At 68.8% G+C, this 17719-nt stretch carries 13 protein-coding genes and 1 pseudogene; 9 read left to right on the top strand and 5 right to left on the bottom strand.

Features of this window, described 5'->3' with window-relative positions:
- Window positions 1-314: 314 nt before the first annotated feature.
- Window positions 315-1346 (top strand): CHAT domain-containing protein, encoded by a 1032-nt coding sequence (locus AB0C30_RS46460; RefSeq protein ID WP_357956388.1) that lies wholly within the window; start codon window positions 315-317, stop codon window positions 1344-1346.
- A 443-nt stretch (window positions 1347-1789) separates the two neighbouring features.
- Here AB0C30_RS46460 and AB0C30_RS46465 read toward each other — a convergent pair whose 3' ends face one another.
- Window positions 1790-1999, bottom strand: a complete 210-nt coding sequence (locus AB0C30_RS46465) for a hypothetical protein (protein ID WP_357956390.1) — start codon at window positions 1997-1999, stop codon at window positions 1790-1792.
- Complete coding sequence (locus AB0C30_RS46470; RefSeq protein WP_357956392.1) at window positions 1996-3783, bottom strand: tetratricopeptide repeat protein; 1788 nt, start codon at window positions 3781-3783, stop codon at window positions 1996-1998. Before AB0C30_RS46470 ends, AB0C30_RS46465 begins: the two co-directional genes overlap by 4 nt.
- Before the next feature lie 678 nt (window positions 3784-4461).
- Between AB0C30_RS46470 and AB0C30_RS46475 the strand changes: the two genes are divergently transcribed.
- Complete coding sequence (locus AB0C30_RS46475) at window positions 4462-7509, top strand: CARDB domain-containing protein (RefSeq protein WP_357956394.1); 3048 nt, start codon at window positions 4462-4464, stop codon at window positions 7507-7509.
- Between the two features lie 174 nt (window positions 7510-7683).
- On the opposite strand, the gene AB0C30_RS46480 is transcribed toward AB0C30_RS46475, so the two are convergent.
- A complete protein-coding gene (locus AB0C30_RS46480) occupies window positions 7684-8523 on the bottom strand; it encodes a prephenate dehydratase (protein WP_357956396.1) in 840 nt (279 codons plus the stop codon).
- A gap of 59 nt (window positions 8524-8582) precedes the next feature.
- On the opposite strand from AB0C30_RS46480, the gene AB0C30_RS46485 reads away from it, so the two are divergent.
- From AB0C30_RS46485 to AB0C30_RS46505, 5 genes and pseudogenes are all read left to right on the top strand, one after another.
- Entirely contained in the window at window positions 8583-8846 is a 264-nt protein-coding gene (locus AB0C30_RS46485; protein WP_357956398.1) for a hypothetical protein, read from the top strand.
- Between the two features lie 321 nt (window positions 8847-9167).
- On the top strand, window positions 9168-9413 hold the full coding sequence (locus AB0C30_RS46490; RefSeq protein WP_357956400.1) for a hypothetical protein: 246 nt from the start codon (window positions 9168-9170) through the stop codon (window positions 9411-9413).
- Window positions 9414-9518: 105 nt separating this feature from the next.
- Window positions 9519-9773, top strand: coding sequence for a hypothetical protein (locus tag AB0C30_RS46495; RefSeq protein WP_357956402.1), 255 nt, complete (start codon window positions 9519-9521; stop codon window positions 9771-9773).
- A 33-nt stretch (window positions 9774-9806) separates the two neighbouring features.
- Window positions 9807-9956, top strand: a complete 150-nt coding sequence (locus AB0C30_RS46500; RefSeq protein WP_357956403.1) for a hypothetical protein — start codon at window positions 9807-9809, stop codon at window positions 9954-9956.
- A gap of 415 nt (window positions 9957-10371) precedes the next feature.
- Window positions 10372-10689: pseudogene (locus AB0C30_RS46505) on the top strand (hypothetical protein); the annotation flags it as partial.
- A gap of 168 nt (window positions 10690-10857) precedes the next feature.
- On the opposite strand, the gene AB0C30_RS46510 reads toward AB0C30_RS46505, so the two are convergent.
- Together AB0C30_RS46510 and AB0C30_RS46515 are read right to left on the bottom strand one after the other, a co-directional pair.
- Window positions 10858-12534, bottom strand: a complete 1677-nt coding sequence (locus AB0C30_RS46510) for an MFS transporter (protein WP_357956405.1) — start codon at window positions 12532-12534, stop codon at window positions 10858-10860.
- A gap of 229 nt (window positions 12535-12763) precedes the next feature.
- Entirely contained in the window at window positions 12764-15955 is a 3192-nt protein-coding gene (locus AB0C30_RS46515; protein ID WP_357956406.1) for a S8 family serine peptidase, read from the bottom strand.
- A gap of 180 nt (window positions 15956-16135) precedes the next feature.
- Between AB0C30_RS46515 and AB0C30_RS46520 the strand changes: the two genes are divergently transcribed.
- On the top strand, window positions 16136-16714 hold the full coding sequence (locus AB0C30_RS46520; protein ID WP_357956407.1) for an RNA polymerase sigma factor: 579 nt from the start codon (window positions 16136-16138) through the stop codon (window positions 16712-16714).
- Complete coding sequence (locus AB0C30_RS46525; RefSeq protein WP_357956409.1) at window positions 16711-17586, top strand: hypothetical protein; 876 nt, start codon at window positions 16711-16713, stop codon at window positions 17584-17586. Before AB0C30_RS46520 ends, AB0C30_RS46525 begins: the two co-directional genes overlap by 4 nt.
- The last annotated feature ends 133 nt before the right edge of the window (window positions 17587-17719 follow it).

Genomic DNA, 17719 nt, shown 5'->3' on the forward strand with positions numbered 1-17719 from the left:
CATCATGCGACGCTATTTCCTGATCTTGATGGGACGGTTGGGTCGTGCTCGGGCCAACGGCGTCTATGCCCACATGGAGTGCAGCAACCACTGACGTGCCCAGGGGCGGCCGCGCGCCGCCCCAGGCCAACGAGGCCCTGCGCGCCCTGATCAAGGAGGAGATCGCCGGCGGGTGCGCTGACCCTCATGGAGCCGGCTGAAGATCGGTAAGGATCATGGCGTCGCTTCGGCTCGCCCTGCGCAAAGCGATGCGCACAGTCGATCGAACTGCGGTCACGCCGATCTGGTCGTAACGTTCGTGCGACGATTGCGGCATGCCCTCCCAGACCGGTGCTCCTCTGTCCTACCAGGAGGTTCGCGCATCGCTGTCGGCGTCCGGGCGGCGGACGGTCATGGTCGAGTTCTTCACCATGGGCGATGAGGTCGTCCTGTTCGGCGTGGCGGCGGAGCTCGCGGAGCCCGAGGTCGTGCGGCTGCCGCTGGTTCAAGAAGACCTGCGGCGTTTCGTGGTCACGACCTTCGGGCACGCGGGCGGCGTACGAGAGCTGGTCTCGATGGGACTGGAGGAGCTCTGGTACGCCCACGACCGGCTGATCGAGCCGCTGAGCCGGTGGAGCGAGCCGGGCGACCTGGTGATTCTGGTGCCCCATGGCCTGCTGCACTACCTTCCCCTGCACGCGCTGCGCGTGGACGGCGGCCATCTCATCGAAAGGAATCCCGTCTGTTACGCGCCCAGCGCGTCCGTTCTGCACGCGGTCCGCGAACGTCACCGGACCCGGAGCGAACGCGGCTCGGCGGCGGTGTTCGGGGATCCGCGCGGTGATCTCCCGGACGCCCGGGCAGAGGTCGCCGCCGTGGCGGCCCGCCTCGGGGCCACCGCTCAGGTGGGTGAGCGGGTCACGCGGCAGGCGTTCGCCGAGGCGGTGTCGCGCGCCGACATCGTGCACTTCGCCGGGCACGCGCGCTTCGACGAGACGGACGCGCTGGCCTCCGGTCTCGAACTGGCCGGAGGCGAAATGCTGACCGCTCGCGATGTAGGCGACATGTCGGCGTGGCTGGTGACCTTGAGCGGATGCGAGACCGGCGTCAACACCCGCCATCCTGGCGACGAACTGGTCGGTCTCACCCGGGCATTCCTCCTGGCCGGGGCGGCGAGTCTCGTGGTCAGCCGGTGGCGGGTGGCCGACGCCTCGACGGCCCACCTGATGCGGCGCTTCTACGAGCACCTGTCCCGGCTGGACAAGGCGGACGCGTTGCGGCAGGCCATCGTGGACACCAAGACGGACCCGCGCTGGACCTCGCCGCACCACTGGGCCCCCTTTACCCTCGTGGGCGCCTGGGGGTAGGAATGACGTCATGGGCTTGATCGCCGACACCCCGCTCGAGGTCGACGACGAGGGCCTGGCCGCGGAGCGAGACGCCGACGCGGCCGGCCGGATCATCGGGGACCGCGACATCCGGCTACTGGTGCGGGAGAACCGCATCGCCCTGTCCCGGGGCGAGACGAGCCGGGTCTCGGACACCGTGTGCGACGTTCCGCTGAAGTGCGTGGTCCACTCGCATCCGCAGTGCCGGTTCGTCTGGTCGCGGCTGATGGTGGACCTCACCCCGACACCCGACGCGGTGATCAGGGACATGGCGCCGCGCGAGGTCATGGCGGATCAGCCCGTCGAACTCAAGACCACCGTCGGAATCGGGCTGAAGTTCGAGCGCCGCCAAGGCGCTGAGCGCCGAGGCCAAGCCCGAGTACTCCAGCAGCCAGACCGTCTACCATCCCCGCATCGTCTCCTCAGGCGCCGGGTTCACCCGGGGTTACTGGGACTTCCTCGCGCTCGGCGAGCGCTACCTGCACGCCGACCGCGAACTGCGCCTGCTGGTGTCGGCGCCGAAAGGCCGGCCGGTCCGGGCGCGCTTTCAGCTTCGCGCCCGCGTGCGGTTCGGCGGGCTGGCCGGGCTGATCCCCCTGCTGGCCAGAGGAGGCGCCATCGACGAGGTTCATCGCCTGGACGAATGAGAGCCCAGCGCCTCCAGCATCGCGCGCGCCTTGGCCCGTTCGACGTAGTCATACGCCTCCACGGTGCGGCCCAGGGCGAGGCAGGTGGCGACCATCCGCTCGTACACCTGCACACGGGGTTCCCACCCGTAGAAGTGGAGCTGGTCCTGTTCGGCCTCCATGCTGGCGCGCGAGCGCTCCAGCATCTCGATGCTGCGCCGGTAGTGGTCGTAGGCGGTCCGAGGCACGCCCGCCTGCTCGTAGGCCTTCCCGAGCTCCAGATGAGTGATGCGGATCTGCGACTCGCCAAGGCCGCCGTCGAGCGCCTTTCGCAGGAGTTCGATGGCACGGGCCGTGTCGCCGTGTTCCAGGTGGGCCGCGCCCGCGCCGAGGAAGGTCGCGGCCGGGACGTTCCAGCCCGGAATGGCGCGGCCGGCGCGTATCGCCTCGTCGTACCGGCGGATCGCCTCGTCGAGATCGCCCTGTTGGCGGGCGGTGTTGGCCAGGCCGCTCAGCGCCAGTGCCCTGGCGCTGCTGCCCGAGGGCGTGGTGAGGTCGCCGAGCCGCCCGGATTCGGCCAGGGCCAGCGCTTGGCGGAACTGCTCCCCCGCCTCCGCGTAGCGCTCCCGGCGTGCGTACAGCGTGGCGACGCTGTGGTACAGGGGATAGCGGACGAAGGGATCTCTCAAGTCTTCGGCCAGCTTCACGGCGTCGCGGTAGTGCCATGCCGCCCCCGAGTAGTCCAGGAGGTGATCGGAGTAGAGGTCGCCCAGCGTGCGCAGCGTCTGCGCGTGCTCCTCCTGAATGCGCCGGCGCGTCGCCGCACGGGCCGACGGGTCCACTCCGGGGAGGAGAAGGTACGCGGCCTCGATCAGGTCGAGTGCCGCCTTCCGCGTCGCGACCGCCGCGTCGATGTCGCCGAGGCCCAGGCGCACGTTGTACTCCACGCCCAGCAGATCGATCTTGCCCAGTTCCCGTTCCAGAGGTGTGCCCGGCGCGTCGCCGATCGCCTGGCGAGCCTGGCCGAGCACGCGCAGCGCCCGTTCGGGGTTCCCGGCTTGCCGCTCGGCCACGGCCTGGTCGTACAGCGCCTGCCATCTGGCGGCGGGGTCGCGGCGCCGACCGGCCAGCCTAGAGAGCCACCGCCGCAACCGTACGGCCCGCTCGGGACGGTTCAGCGACTGATGAACCATCGCCAACGTCGAGTACGCCGACCAGCGCAGGTCTGGATCCACCAGCGGACCGGGAGCCGCGACCAGCCGCGCCAGCCACAGACCGGTCCGCCACCGGCCACCGGCCACGAGCCTGGGAACCCAGGATTCGGCGCCGAACGCCAGCAGATACACCGCCATCCCGGCCATCGCCGCGTACAGCGAGGGTTCGGCGAACGTACGGAAGATGGAGTCGTCCGGACTGAACAGGCCCCCGACCAGCACGAGCGCGATGGGCACCTCAACGACGAGCCGGAACCCCGCCAAGACCGCCACCCCCGCCCCCAGCACGGCGGTCCCCTCAGTGGCGGCGGCCGCATCCAGCCCTTCCCGCAGCAGCCACAGGCAAAGGGCCACAGGAGCCGCCAGCACATACGGGGACAGCCGAGGCCAAGCCCGCCAATCGGCGCGCACCGTCCGCACACCCAGCGCGAGAGGGATGGTGAACAGCGCCGCCCGCGACACCGACAGCCGATCCGCGCTGGGTGTCAGCAAACGCAGAACCTCCGGCACCAGCACGATTCCGGCGATGATGGCCACCACCATGCGGCTGATGGGGGAAAGCTGGGGCTGCCTCACACCTTCCGACGTTCCCGCAGGCGCGCAGAATGGGCAAGAGCGTCGACGTCCTGCCCCAAGGCACGCCGCGCCGAGCCGACGGGCTCAGGCAGGTAGTCGACGGCGAGTGCCAGCATAGGACCGGCAGTGCGAAGCGTAGCCATGATGCTCCCCCTCGGGTTCAACCGACACGGGGGTGCGATGAGGGAGTTTACCCAGGTCAAAAGCGGTGCGCAGTCAAGACATAGCAAAGGGGCCCCGCGGAACACCGCAACCCGCCGCCTCGCCGGCGTTCCGGCTCATCGGCCACGTCAGCGTGGTGTATGGGCTGGCATTCGGCCCGGACGGCCGCATCCTGGCCAGCCCGTGCGTCGGTATCTGCCTCTGCCGCCATCGCGCGATCGGCCAAAACGCCCGGCCACGCTATCGATGCAACATGCCTTCAAGATCGGTCACACGCCTTACGAGCCTGAAAGGATCATCTCACCTCTGACCCTGCGAGAAGAGGCCAAGAACCCCAGATAGCGATCGATCGAGGTCGGCTGGGATGTGGTGCAGCGGTCGGAATCTGCTCCTGCTTAGTCTGCCGTGAGTCCGCGGTTCTTGACCGCCTGCACGGTTGAGTAGCCACTACTCATGCCGTACCGCCGCAAGGTCCTCATCGTTGGGCGCATGCGTCATCCACCACATTTCAGCCGATTGGTTGTCATCCCGCTGGTCGTGCTCTGTCTCATCGCGCTCAACACGGCGATCGTCTCGGTGGCCAGTGCCGCTACAGACGTCACCATCACGCTGACCATCAACCACGTCCAGCAGCACGAGAACCCGGACGACGACGGCGGGGACGGCGACTACTTCCCCGAGATCCGCATCGGCGACGGACCGGGCGATCCCGTCCTGCGCAAGCCGTACGTACAGGACGACGTCTTCGACCCCAGCACCTTCCCCGACCCCTGGATCTTCACCAGGACGGTCTCCGTGCCCGATGACAAATTCACCGTGCCGGTGCTCATCAGGCTGTGGGACTACGACGACGGCACCAACTTCGGCGACGATCTCATGGACATCAGCCCCGGCAACCAGGACGACGAGCTGAACCTGGACTTCGACCTCGGCACACGCTCCTGGCGCGGCGTCGCCGACGGGATCACGCCGAGCCAGGGCCGGATCACCGGTGACGGTGACCCGAACTTCCCCGAGGTCAACGACGGCGTCGCGGCCACGATCGGCATCGACATCAAGGTGGATCCCGCCACCCTCCCCGACACCGACGAGGACGGCATCTACGACGTCATCGAGCGGTTCGGCATCAGGGAGGCGGACGGCACGATGCGCTACGACCTGGCGGCGATGGGCATCAACCCCTGCCGCAAGAGCGTCATCGTGACCATCGACTACATGACCTCGCCCGCCGAGAACCACAAACCCAAATCCGCCGCGATCGCCGAGGCCAAGAACGCGTTCGCGAACGCGCCGGTCGATCCCGTACGGCCCTGCCGGTACGCGGGGGTGCCCACCCCAGTCGGTGTGGACTTCATCTACATCGAGGGCAACCCGATCGCCGAACAGGCCACAATCGGGCTCGACAACGACTTCCGCAGGTTCCGGACAGCCAATCTCAGCCCGCTGCTGCGTCCCTACGCCCACTACGCGATCGCCGCTCACGACCAGCCTAACGCGGCCGGCGTGTCCGGGGTCTGCTGCGACGCCGACAAGGACTTCCTGATCACGCTCGGCTCCTGGCGCACCCTGTGCGTCGCGCCCGGGACGAACGGCGTCATCGACACCAAGCTCGGCGGCGACGACGTGCTGCTCGGCACCAACGAGATCGACGTCGGCACCAATGGCGACTGCGAGAGCAAAGTCGACACGACCCTCGTCCCCCGCCCCGATGACGAGCAGGTCCTGCCTCCGGGCACCGGCCGGGACAACGCCCGGGTCGGCACGGTCCGCGACCAGTCGGGCACGATCATGCACGAACTGGGCCACGCCCTCGGACTCGCCCACGGCGGCAGCATCCGCACCAATCACAAACCCAACTACCTCAGCGTCATGAACTACTCCTTCGACCCGGGCGGCATCCCGATCGCCCCCGGCCGCGACGCCGCCCGCCGCCTCGACTACTCACGCGAGGACCTGCCCGACCTGGACAGGACCGCCCTCAACGAGTCGATGGGCATCCAGGACGGCACCGACCTCACCCGCTGGCTGGACCCGATGCGCAACGAGAGGTTCGGGCCGGGGCGAGGGCCGCTGAACTGGAACGCGAACTTCGACACCGCCGGCCAGCCCATCATCGACCCGGCGACACCGCCCCTGGCCGTGGACATCAACGCCGACGACGACGTCTGCGTGCTAGGCGGCACGAACGGCCTCAACAGCACCGTCAACCCGAACGACGTCCGGATAGGCGACGACATCCTGGCGGGCGGGGACAACACCTGCCAGTCCACGCCCGGCGGCGGCGACAGCGGGCGGGAGACGGTCCTGACCGGGCACGACGACTGGGCCAGCCTGAAGTTCAAGGGCGTGGCCATCACCGGTTCGGGGCCGGAGATCTCGTTCCGGCAGGTGGTCAGCTCGGAGCTGGCGCGGCGCAACTTCTACGAGCCCGACGTCACGGTCGCCAAAACCGTCGACAAGGCGACCGCGCTACCCGGCGACACGCTCACCTACCAGGTGAAGACCAGCAACATCGGCAAGGGCCGCGCCGCCGCGGTAAGCCTCACCGACACCCTGCCCGACGGCACCGCAGTGAACCGGGCGCTGCCGGAACTGGCTGCGCAGGCCTCCCACACTGAGACCTTCACCTACCTGGTGCCCTGCACCACGGCCGACACGACCGACCTCACCAACCGCGCCACCGTCACGGCAAAGAACCTGGCCGAGGAGCCCGAGACCGACACCGCCAACAACAGCGACTCCGCGACCACCCGGATCAAGGCCCCGAAGCTGACATTGACGGCCACCGCCACCCCGACGGCGAACGCGGCCGAGGCGGTGACCACCAAGCTCACCGCCGCCAACACCGGCAGCGCCACCGCCACCGGCGTCACCCTGCAGTACACGCTCCCCGAGGGCGTCTACTACAGCACCGCGCTCGACCAGGGCACCGGGCCGCGCCCGGCGAACGTCAACGGCCGGATCCTGACCTGGAACCTGGGCACGGCGGACGCCGGCGCCGCCAAGAGCGTGGAGTTCACCACCCGCTCCAGCCTGCTCACCGAGGGCGGCACCCGGCTGACCGGCCAGGCCAAGGTCACCTACGGCAACGCCAACGGCTGCGCCTACGACCCGGTCTCGGCCTCCAGCACCTCCACGGTCACCGAGGCGGCACCCAGCCGTAACCCGCAGATCTCCACCATCTGGGCGAGCCTCCCGGCGACGCGCACGGCCGAACTGCTGGCCAGGGTGCAGGCCACCGACACCCGCTTCGACACCTCCCCGGCCGACGGCCGACTGACCCAGCAGGAGGTCAACGACACCTTCCGGCTGCCGCTGCTACAGCCCAGAACCCTCAAGGCCGAACTCCTGGCCACCTACCTCAACCTGGCCGACCGCCGGATAAACGCCGCGACGGCCGTCCACACCGTGACCATCGAGCGGCTGGGCCTGCGGACCGTGGGCGACGCCGCCCGCCACGCACAAGCCACACTGCCGCTGCCACCGCTGAGCAACGTGGTCGCCTTCACCGACACCACGCTGGCGCTTGTCGAGATCAACTCCGGCATCGCCGAACGCTACTGATCCACCGGCATGGCCCGGCCTGCGAGGCCGGGCCATGCCGGCTGGCTGGCCGTCCAAGGCCGCAACAGCCTCCAGAGTGCCCTGGCGATCAACGCGGGTGTGGTAGCTGGTGGTACTCGCCTGGTGGCAAGTATCGTGACCCAACAGTGGCGCCTTGGCGCCCCGTCTCGGGACTCAGTCGGTGCGGAACTGGTCGGCCGGGTAGACCCCGAGGATCTTCACGTCCGTGGTGAAGAACGCCAGCTCCTCCAGCGCGTTCTTCAGGCCGGGATCCTCGGGGTGCCCGTCGACCTCGGCGAGGAACTGGGTGGCCGCGAAGTGGCCGCCGACCATGTAGCTCTCCAGCTTGGTCATGTTGATGCCGTTGGTCGCGAACCCGCCGAGCGCCTTGTAGAGCGCGGCCGGCAGGTTGCGGACGTTGAAGACGAACGAGGTGACCACCGGGCCCTCGCCGCGCGGTGCCTGCACGAAGTTGGGGCTGAGCACCACGAACCGGGTGGTGTTGTGCTCCTCGTCCTCGACGTCGCGGGCGAGGATGTGCAGGCCGTAGATCTCCGCCGCGAGCGGCGGCGCGATCGCCGCCTGGGTCGGGTCGTCCGCCTCGGCCACCTCGCGCGCGGCGCCGGCGGTGTCACCGGCGATCATCGGCACCAGGTCGTGCTCGCGGATGATCCGGCGGCACTGGCCGAGGGCATGCACGTGGCTGTGCACGGCCTTGATCGTGTCCAGGGTCGCACCCGGCGGCGCCATCAGGTGGAACTGGATGCGCAGGAAATGCTCGCCGATGATGTGCAGGCCCGAGGTCGGCAGGAAGTGGTGGATGTCGGCGACCCGGCCGGCGATCGAGTTGTCGATCGGGATCATCGCCAGCTCGGCCTCGCCGTTCTCCACCACCGCGAACACATCCTCGAAGGACGCGCACGGCACCGTATGCCAGTCGGGGTAGTGCTGCTTGCACACCAAGTGGGAGTTCGAGCCGGGCTCCCCCTGGTAGGCGATACGTCGTGCGGTCACCCCAGCAGTGTCCCATGCAGCCGGGCGCGGCTGCATGGCCTCCCCGGGGGTCGATACCGGTGGAACAGTCGTTGGCGACTTCCGCGACCTGTGATGTAGCGGCTTACCGCCAATGGCTGTTCCGCCGCACGAGCGGCGATGACCGCGACATCCCCGCCTCCGTCACCGTCACGTTCACCGCGACGGCCGAGCTGGAAGTGGTGCAGACTCCTGCTCTGACCAGCGAACAGCAGCACCAGCTCATCGTCTGGTATGTCCGTGCGGTCGCGTTCCTCTTCGTGATGCAGTTCGCCTTTGAACAGTGGGACACCACCGGAGAATGACGCCCCGGACCGGCTTCGCGATCGTCCAAGCGCAGGCCGAGAAGGCTGCGGCTTCATCGGATGAGCTCATCGCACTTCACGCGCAGGTGCTTGCGCACCGTGAACAGGTCCGCACGCTGAACCTGCCGAGCCCGCGCCTGGCAGGCACTCGATCCGAGAGTTGGTGATCGGAGTTGAAGGTCCGCGAAGCCCTCAAACGAGGCTGGGCGCACCTGCGCCGGAGTGTGCATCTCCGGCCGCCTCGGCCGTAGCCGGCGCCCCAGGCATGCCGAGGCCGGCCCGCTGCTCATGACCATTCACGCCGGGGTGCGCGAGCTGTAAGTGGACCTCCGCTACTACATGAGCGGGCGCATGCCCGAGGGCCGCGGTGGCTCCAGCGGCAACACCACCGCGGCGCTCGGCTACGTCGTACGCCTGGTGCATGGCGTCGACGACGAGATGGCCCGGGACGCCCGCCACCGGATCGACCGGTGGATCGAGGCGGTCCGTCAGGGGCGCGACATCGGCGAGTCCAAGGAGCGCAGGCCGACGCGGAGATCGACCGGATCATCTGGGTGGCCGCGATGATCGGCTGGGAGTGGGCAGGTGAGCCTGATGCCACGGACGACCAGCGGGATCTGCCATCGCCCGGTCCACTGCGTCGAACCGAGCTGGGTGGGAGCCGTGCTGTGGATGGAAGAACTCAAGCAACGCTGTCGTCGGGATGGGACAACGGAGACGGGTGGTCGCGTCCTGCATCCTGATCCGGTCGCGGTTGAGGCTGGTGTGCTCGCCTCCGGGCGGCTCCTGGGCCTCCAGCTGATCGAGAAGGTCTTCGAGCGCCTGCACCCGGCGTTCAGCCCGATACGTTCGTTCGCGGGCCAGTTTCAGCTGTCGCGTCAGCTGCGCGATCTCTTCTTGGTGGCGGGCACGGTCCTGTTGAGATAGCGCGACACGGTTCCCTTGTCGATCGGATGAAGCTTGGCGAACAGGCTGAGCGACATTCCCAAGAGAACAACCTGCCCCCCGTCGTCGCGCGCCATCATGGACCACCTCGACACCGAGACTCTGCGATGCCTGCTGCGGGTGACCACCCGGGTCCGCGAGGTCGCCGACCAGCTCTACCCGTGACCCTCCGTAAGCCTTCTGGGTCTAAATGAGGGTATTTATTCGATTATGTGTTTGGGTTTTTGCTCCGCCCGGACGCCTTTACAAAGTAGATTTTTGGAGATGCGAGACAAGACCGGCGGCAGGCCACCGTGAAGACCTGGGCGGCGGCGCGCTCCGGGCCCAGCCAGGAGGCAGTGCCTGGCGGATCGACATGATGGCGAGCGAGGCGTTGACCAGGACACCGTCCAGATCCGGCCCGTACGGGTGTTCCCGCCACAGGTACGCGAACGGCTTGAACACGGCGCCCTCCCCCGCCCTATTGACGGCCAGCGCGTCCGGCAGACCGACGCGGCGGCGCCGGCCAAACTACTGCCGTTTCGGCATGTGACCCCCTGCGCAATCCAGGAAACCCTGACTCCGCCCGCACCGAACAAACCACCCCGCCTGGCACGACCAATACGCCCTCCGATGCAGCATCGAGGCCACCATCCACCAAGCCGTCACCGGCACCGGCCTGCGCCGCACCCGCTACCGCGGCATCAAGAAGTCCACCTCGAACACATCGTCTCCGCCATCGCTGTCAACCTCATCCGACTGGACGACTGGCGAAACGACCGCCCTCCGCGGAAACACGCCAGCCACCTGGCCCCATTCGAATGAGGACCCCGCTCCAGGCCGATGCCGAACTGTTCGCCCCAGCGCTATAGGACCGAACCTGCTCCCGCTGATCGTCTGTATGACGGCGCCTACGTGACAGCCGGCCGTCGAAGAGGACCGCGCAGGACCCAACGGTCAGCAGCCCTCCGACGAGGAAGGTGCCCCGTCCCTCGGCGAGCGGCAGGACCAGTGCCCCAAGCGCGGCACCCGCTGCGATGCCGGCGTTGTAGGCGCCGGAGTTCGCCGCAAAGGCGATGTCTGTTAGTTACTCAGGGGCTGGTGGCGCGGACCCGAGCGGGGGCGCGGGAGGGGATTCCGGCTCGTTCCTCTCGGTCCGAGAGCGGCGGTCCGATCGCCCGCGTACGAGCATCACGGCGAGCGCCGCGCACCCCATGACCGCGATGGGCAACCATAGCGTCGCCCGCATGGCACCCACGAAGCCCTGCTGGAAGACGAGCGTGAAGAAGGTGTCCAGTTGGGCCCGTACCTGATCCGGGATCCCGGCAGGCAGGTGGGGGGCGATCTGTCCGCCGGCGATGTCCTGGCTGCCTGAGGCCACGTGGCTCAGTGTGTCGACAACCTGCGCCCTGTACTGCGCGGGCAGTTGACCGGCGTCGGCCGCGGCGGCGCTCTTGAGGTGGGTGGAGATCTGGGCCTGCAGCACCGCGCCCACGGCCGCCGACCCGATCACCCCGCCGAGCTGCCGGGTCGTATTGATCATGCCGGAGGCGGCGCCGGCCATTCGCGGCTCGACGTTGCGCATCGCGACAGCCTGCATCGGAGCGAACGTCATGCCCAGCCCGAAGCCGGCCACGATCAGCCCAGGCAGCAGATCGAGCCGGCTGGTATCCACATGAGAGGACGCGATCAGCACGCCCATGCCACCGGAGAACAGCGACAAACCGACGAACAAGATCCACTTGCCTCCGACCCGGTCTGCGGCACGCCCGGCCAGCGGCGCCACCACCATGGAGATCAGCGCCATCGGCGACAAGGTCAGGGCCGCCTGCAACGCGGACAGTTCCAGTACCGACTGCAGGAAGATGGTCAACGGCAGGAACAAGCCGAGCATGCCGAACGCGATCGACGCGGCCACGACGTTCATCACGGAGAAGTTCCGGTCCTGGAAGATCTGGAAAGGGACCAGCGGCTCCCGGCGCTGCTGCGCCCGTTGATGCACGAAGAAGAGACCGAGCATCACGACGCCGGAGATGAGGATCTCCACGATCGTGATCGGACCCCAGACCTTCCCCCAGGCATGGGATTGCCCCTCGATGAGACCGAACGTGATCAGAAAGAGCGCGACGGTGACCAACGCGGTGCCGGCCCAGTCCAGCCGGTGCCGGCGGTTCAGCCGCAGGTTCGGCATCACGATCCCGGCCAGCACCAGGGCGATCACGCCGACGGGCAGGTTCACGAAGAAGATCCAGCGCCATCCGAAGTCGGTGACCAGCCAGCCGCCCAGCAGCGGCCCGGCCAGCGTGGCCACACCGGCGACCGCGCCCCAGACGCCGAACGCCGCACCACGTTTCTCCGAGGGGAAGATCATCGTCAGGACGGAGAGAGTCTGCGGGGTGAGCAGTGCGCCGCCCAGCCCCTGGATCACCCGGAAGACGATGAGCTGTGCCGGGCTCTGGGCGAACCCGCATGCGGCCGACGCCCCGGTGAAGACCACGAGACCGATCATGAACAGCTGCTTGGGGCCGTACAGATCGCCCAGACGCCCGGCGGTGATCAGCAGGACCGCGTAGATCAGGATGTACGCGTTGATGACCCACAGGATGTCCGACAGGGACGCCTTGAGGTGATCACCCATCTGCGGGATCGCGATGTTCACGATCGTCGTGTCCAGAAGGATCATGAAAAAGCCGAGGCAGAGAACGAAGAGGACAAGCCAAGGGCTGTGCCTGCGCTCCGCCGCGGTGGCTGTGGGGAGTGTCATGTCGCGACTTCCTCGACTTGGTACCACGACAGGTCTCCGGGTCGGATGCCCTCAGCAAATGTCCCACATCCGGATGAAGGCGCGCGGCGCCAAGAACGGCCCCTATTCCGGCTTGGGCTCGTGGTCGGCGAGGAACTGCTCCGGCACGGAACCGCGGCAGTGTCCAGATTCACCGTGTCCGGCCGGCCGCGCGGGAGGCTGGCGCCCGCGCGGCCGGAGTGCGGACCCGTCACCCGATGGCGTACGCCCGGGTGATGGTCTGCGTCACGCGGTCACCCGCCGCGTCCGTGACCTTGGCGCGCAGTGAGACGAACCCTGGTGCGGCCGGGTTCGCGATCCGGGCCGTCCATCCTGAGCCGGCGTGGGCCAGCCGGACCGGCCGCCAGTTCGCCCCGTCGTCGAAGGACGCCTCAAGCGTGATCGACGTGGCGCGCGGCGCGGAGGCGCCGGGGTTGCGCTGGAGGCTCACCGGGACGACGGTCGTGGACCCGGGCTTGGCGCGGTTGTGGTCGTCCAAACCCTCGGGGGCGTAGCGGACGGCGGTCAGGAACAGCGGCCGGGGTTCGGCCGTCCGCTGCGACCGGAACGTCCAGGCCGACTCGACCTTCGTGGACAGCGCCGACGGCCGCCGGGCCGACGCGGTCAGCGTGTAGGCCGCCGGCTCGGCGGGCAGGCGGACGTCCAGCCGGCAACTTTCCGTGTATCCGGGTTCGCAGGTCGCCAGATCGGTCTCGGCCAGTTTCTCCTCGCCGCGGGCCAGGGCGATGCTGCCGGTGATGTCGTAGTCGCCGCCCATCAGCCCGGCCCGCCCGTCGGCGAGGATGCCGTCGACGTTGAAGTTCAGCCAGTCGCCGTCGCGGCTGCCCGCGGACGTGCCGAAGGCGGGGCCGGTCACGGCGGCGTTCCACAGCTCGGTGACGGGCCGCCGGCCGAGCACCTGGCTCACGCCGGACACCCAGTGGGTGCCCGTGGTGATGCCGGTTTCCCAGGCGAAGCCGGGAGTGCGGTAGTGCGTCATGGTGGCCGGCAGATTCAGGCTCGGGCTCTCGGACAGCCAGGCGCCCCCTGCCCAGGACCCGCCGGGGAGTAGCGGCCCCACGATCACGTCGGCCGTGCCGGGCACGCCGGGCGCCCGGTACGTCGCGCTCACCTTCACCAGGTCACGCGTGCGCGCCGTGTACGACAGGTCGTCCGGAATTCCGCCGGTGCGGTAGTCGACCAGGTCGTAGCGGTACGGGCTCGGCGCGGCGTCCTTCTTGTGCCAGGTGCTCCCGGCCAGGTACTTCAGGCCGGGCTGGCGCACCGGCAGAGCGTAGACGTCGTCACCGAAGCTGGCCCAGCCTTGGCTGAACCAGCCGTTGGCCAGGGTGATCTGCTCACTGCCGTCCTGGACGGCGGTCGGCTCGTCCACCGTGAACGTGATCTCCTTACCCTGGCGCGCGTCCACCGTCACTTCCTGGTCCGCGCCGTCGATGGTCACGGGCCGATGCGCGGTCGTGGATTGGTCCGAGTTGTAGACGTTGACGTAGAGGTTCCACTCGCCCTTGGGCACCCGTACTCTTGCGACGCCTTGGTCGTCGAACGAGAGCGTCTTCTGGGTATCGGTCTCGAGCTGATAGAGATAACCCATGGCGGCGCGGGGTGTCTGGCCGTTCCTCTCAATGGTCTTGACGGTCAGGGTGTGGGTCTCGGGCTCCACGAACGCGCCCGCGAGCGTGCGCACGACGGTGGCGCCCGACCTGGCGGTGACGACGCCGGGATAGTCCCCGGGCGCCTTGCCCTCCGCGCGGATCGTCAGCTCGACCGACGCCTCGCCCTTGGCGGGCACCTCCAGCCGCTTGGACCCCAGCTCCAGTCCCTCGCCGTCCGCGGCGAGGTCCAGGGTGAGCGGGGTGTCGCCGGAGTTGGCGTACGTGAGCGTCTTGGTCGCCACGCGCTCGCCAGTGCCGTTCCAGGGGAAGGAGGCCCAGACGTTGCCGGTCGTCGCGGCCACCTGCTGGGAGACCGCGCGGGCCACGTCCACGCGTCCGGCGCCCTCCTCGTAGATTTTGGCGCTCCCGTTGGGGGCGGCGCTGCCGATGAGGGCCGCCTTGAGCCGCTGTCCGCTCCAGTCGGGATGGCGCTGGGCAAGGATCGCGGCGGCTCCCGCCACGTGGGGCGAGGCCATCGAGGTGCCGCTCCTGGCGACGTACGGGGCGTCGGCACCGCCATTGGCGTTGGCCGCCTTGATGGCGACGCCGGGGGCGGTGAGGTCCGGCTTGATGGCATGGTCGTTGAGCCGGGGGCCCTTGCTGGAGAAGTCGGCCACCTTGTCGTCCCGGCCGACGGCACCGACCGTGAGGGCCGCGTCGGCGCTGCCGGGGCTCAAGACCGTACCGGGCTTGGCGTCGTTGCCCGCGGCCACGACGAAGAGCGCGCCGGTACGCTCCGACAGCGTGTTGACCGCCTGCTCGACCGGGTCCACGTCGATCGTGTCCGGGCCGCCGATGCTCATGTTGATGACCTTGGCCTTGACCTCGGCCGCGGCCCACTCCATGCCGGCGACGATGTCGGACTCCTGCATCACGATGTCGCCGATCTTGCCGATGGCGAGTTTCGCGCCGGGCGCCACGCCGCGCTGTTTCTCTCCCGCTCCCGCGAGGATCGACGCGACGTGCGTGCCGTGCCCGTTCCTGTCGCGGATGTCGTCGCGACCGGTGAAGTCGCGTGCCTGCGTGACGACGTTCTTCAGGTCGGGATGTGTGGGGTCGTAGCCGCTGTCGAGCACGGCGACCGTGACACCCTCGCCGGTGAAGCCCTGCTTCCACGCCTCGGTGGCGCCGATCTGCTTGACGCTCTGGTCGAGAGTGAAGGAGCGGTGGCCGTCCAGCCAGATCTTCGTCCGGCCGGCGGTCAGAGTCTGGACGCCGTCCGTTATGCCCTTCCACGTCTCGGCGGCGCTCTTCTTGGGCACCTCAGCGGCAGACATGCCGAGGAAGGACAGCCGCCGGTCCTGGCGCGCGCTCCGGAGCGCGGGCGCCTCCCCCTTGGCCGACTGCGTGATCAGCGGGATGTCGCTCCGCTTCGTGTCACCGTACCCCCAGGCCAGGAGCTGCGTGACGTCGAACAGCCGCTCGTCCACAACGCCCTTGGCCACCAGCGGATGGGCGTCGGACGGGTAGACGTACAGATGGCCGTCGCGGTACTGGCTGCTGTAGTGCACCTGCCTGCCCGCTCCCGGCTCCACCCGATGCCCGGCGGCGGTGACGATGACGCGGTCGCCGGTGATCAGCGTCACCGTGCCGGTCGGCCGGTTCGTCGTGCCTTCTTGCCTCGCGACCCACGGGGTCGGGGCCGGCGTCGCGGCGGCGGGTGCCGGGGCGGTCGTGACGCCGGCCGTCACTGCCAGGATGGCGGCCAGCAGGCCCTTGCCTAACCTCATGCGTTTCCTCTCTATCGGCTGCATGACCGATCGCCGCCGACGACGCTCAGGTACGTTCAGCGGCAACGCATGAGCAAATGTCCGGATACGGCAGGGTGTTACGGGGTCTCCGGTGAAAACCTTTCGGGAAAATAGGCCTTCTTGTGAAACAGAGCCGCTAAGCCGGACATCTGCTGAGATGTGTCCAAACAACGGAGAGAAGGCGACATCGGCCCCCCGGCGCCGGAGCAACGCTTCGAGCAGCTCTACCTGGCGCACTATCCCGCCATCGCCGCCTATGTGGCGCGACGTACCGAGTCCACGGACGACATCGCCGACGTGATCGCCGAGACGTTCACGACCGCCTGGCGCCGGCTGGACGACATTCCCGCGGGGGACGAGGCCCGGCTGTGGCTGTACGCCGTCGCCCGGCGGGTCCTCGCCAACCACTTCCGCGCCGAGGAGCGCCGATCGGCGCTGGCCGCGCGGCTGCGCGCGGAACTGTCCACCTGGTCCAGGCCGGTGGCCGAGCAGTACGGCGAGGCCACCCACCAGGCGTTCAGACGCCTGTCGCCCGACGACCGGGAACTGCTCGCCCTGGTCGGCTGGGAAGGGCTGAGCAGCGCCGAGATCGCCAAGGTGCTCGGCTGCTCGCGCGGAGCGGCGCGGCTGCGCCTGCACCGCGCCCGCCAGCGGCTGGCCAAGGAACTGGCGGCCGCCGACCTCGACCTGACCACCTACGGCCTGCGCGCCGTCGCACTCGCGGAGGGAAAATCATGAAGAACAGCGTGGACCGCGTGGTCGCCCACCTGTCCCCCGGCGCCGGGCCCGGCATGACCGAGGCGGCCCACGAGCTCATGCGCGACATCATGGCCGCCGAGCCCGCCACAGCCAGGGCCGTCGCACCGGCAGGGCGGCGCGCGCACCGGCCGCTGATCCTGCGCGCCGCGGTGCCGGGCGTGGCCCTGCTGACCGCCGCGTTCCTCGCTCTGAGCTGGCTCTTGCCCACCGGGCTCGGCCTCGGACCCGGGACGGCCGCGGCGCTCGACATCAGGAAGGAGGACGGGTACTACGTCATCGAGATCAAGGACCTGTACGCCGACGCCGGCACGTACCAGGCGCAGCTCCGTGACGCAGGTCTGAACGTGACCCTCAGGCTCATCCCCTCGACGCCGTCGTGGGTGGGCTCCATCTTCCCCACCTCGCCCACTGAGCACCGGTACCTCGACGAGATCAAGACCATCGACCAGCCGGGGACCTGCGACAAGATGGGCGGCTGCCCCATCGGGGTGAAGATCCCGGAGAATTTCCAGGGACCCGCCGACATCACGCTCGGGCGCGAGGCCCGGCCCGGCGAGCTGTTCGAGAACAGCACCACGATCGACGGCCTGGGCGAGCCGCTGCACTGCCAGCCCTACATCGGCCGGACCGTGGCAGAGGTGCGCGGCATGCTGCAGGAGCGCGGCGTGACCATCCAGAGCTTCGAGGACATGGATCCCCTAACCGGCGGAACGAAGCAGTCGGTGCCGGACTCGTGGCTGGTGGAGAACGGCTCCATGACGGAGCCGGGCAAGGCGACCCTGAACGTGTACGAGGGGTCCGAGCCGCAGGAGCCAGGAGGCCGCCGCGGCGAGAACTGCCCGACCTCCTAGGCCCGCGAGCGCGCACAGCAACACCACCTTGATCGCGAGCTGAACTCGACATCTCTCCCCGTGACTCTCCGTAAGCCGGTTAGCTCTAAATGAGGGTATTTATTCGATTATGTGTTTGGGTTTTTGTTCCGCC

Source organism: Nonomuraea sp. NPDC048901, assembly GCF_040649695.1.
GTDB lineage: Bacteria > Actinomycetota > Actinomycetes > Streptosporangiales > Streptosporangiaceae > Nonomuraea.

Coding starts and splice junctions, on each gene's coding strand:
- AB0C30_RS46460 (WP_357956388.1), top strand. CDS start 315: ATGCCCTCCCAGACCGGTGCTCCTCTGTCCTACCAGGAGGTTCGCGCA.
- AB0C30_RS46465 (WP_357956390.1), bottom strand. CDS start 1,999: ATGAACCTCGTCGATGGCGCCTCCTCTGGCCAGCAGGGGGATCAGCCC.
- AB0C30_RS46495 (WP_357956402.1), top strand. CDS start 9,519: ATGGAAGAACTCAAGCAACGCTGTCGTCGGGATGGGACAACGGAGACG.
- AB0C30_RS46510 (WP_357956405.1), bottom strand. CDS start 12,534: ATGACACTCCCCACAGCCACCGCGGCGGAGCGCAGGCACAGCCCTTGG.
- AB0C30_RS46515 (WP_357956406.1), bottom strand. CDS start 15,955: ATGAGGTTAGGCAAGGGCCTGCTGGCCGCCATCCTGGCAGTGACGGCC.
- AB0C30_RS46525 (WP_357956409.1), top strand. CDS start 16,711: ATGAAGAACAGCGTGGACCGCGTGGTCGCCCACCTGTCCCCCGGCGCC.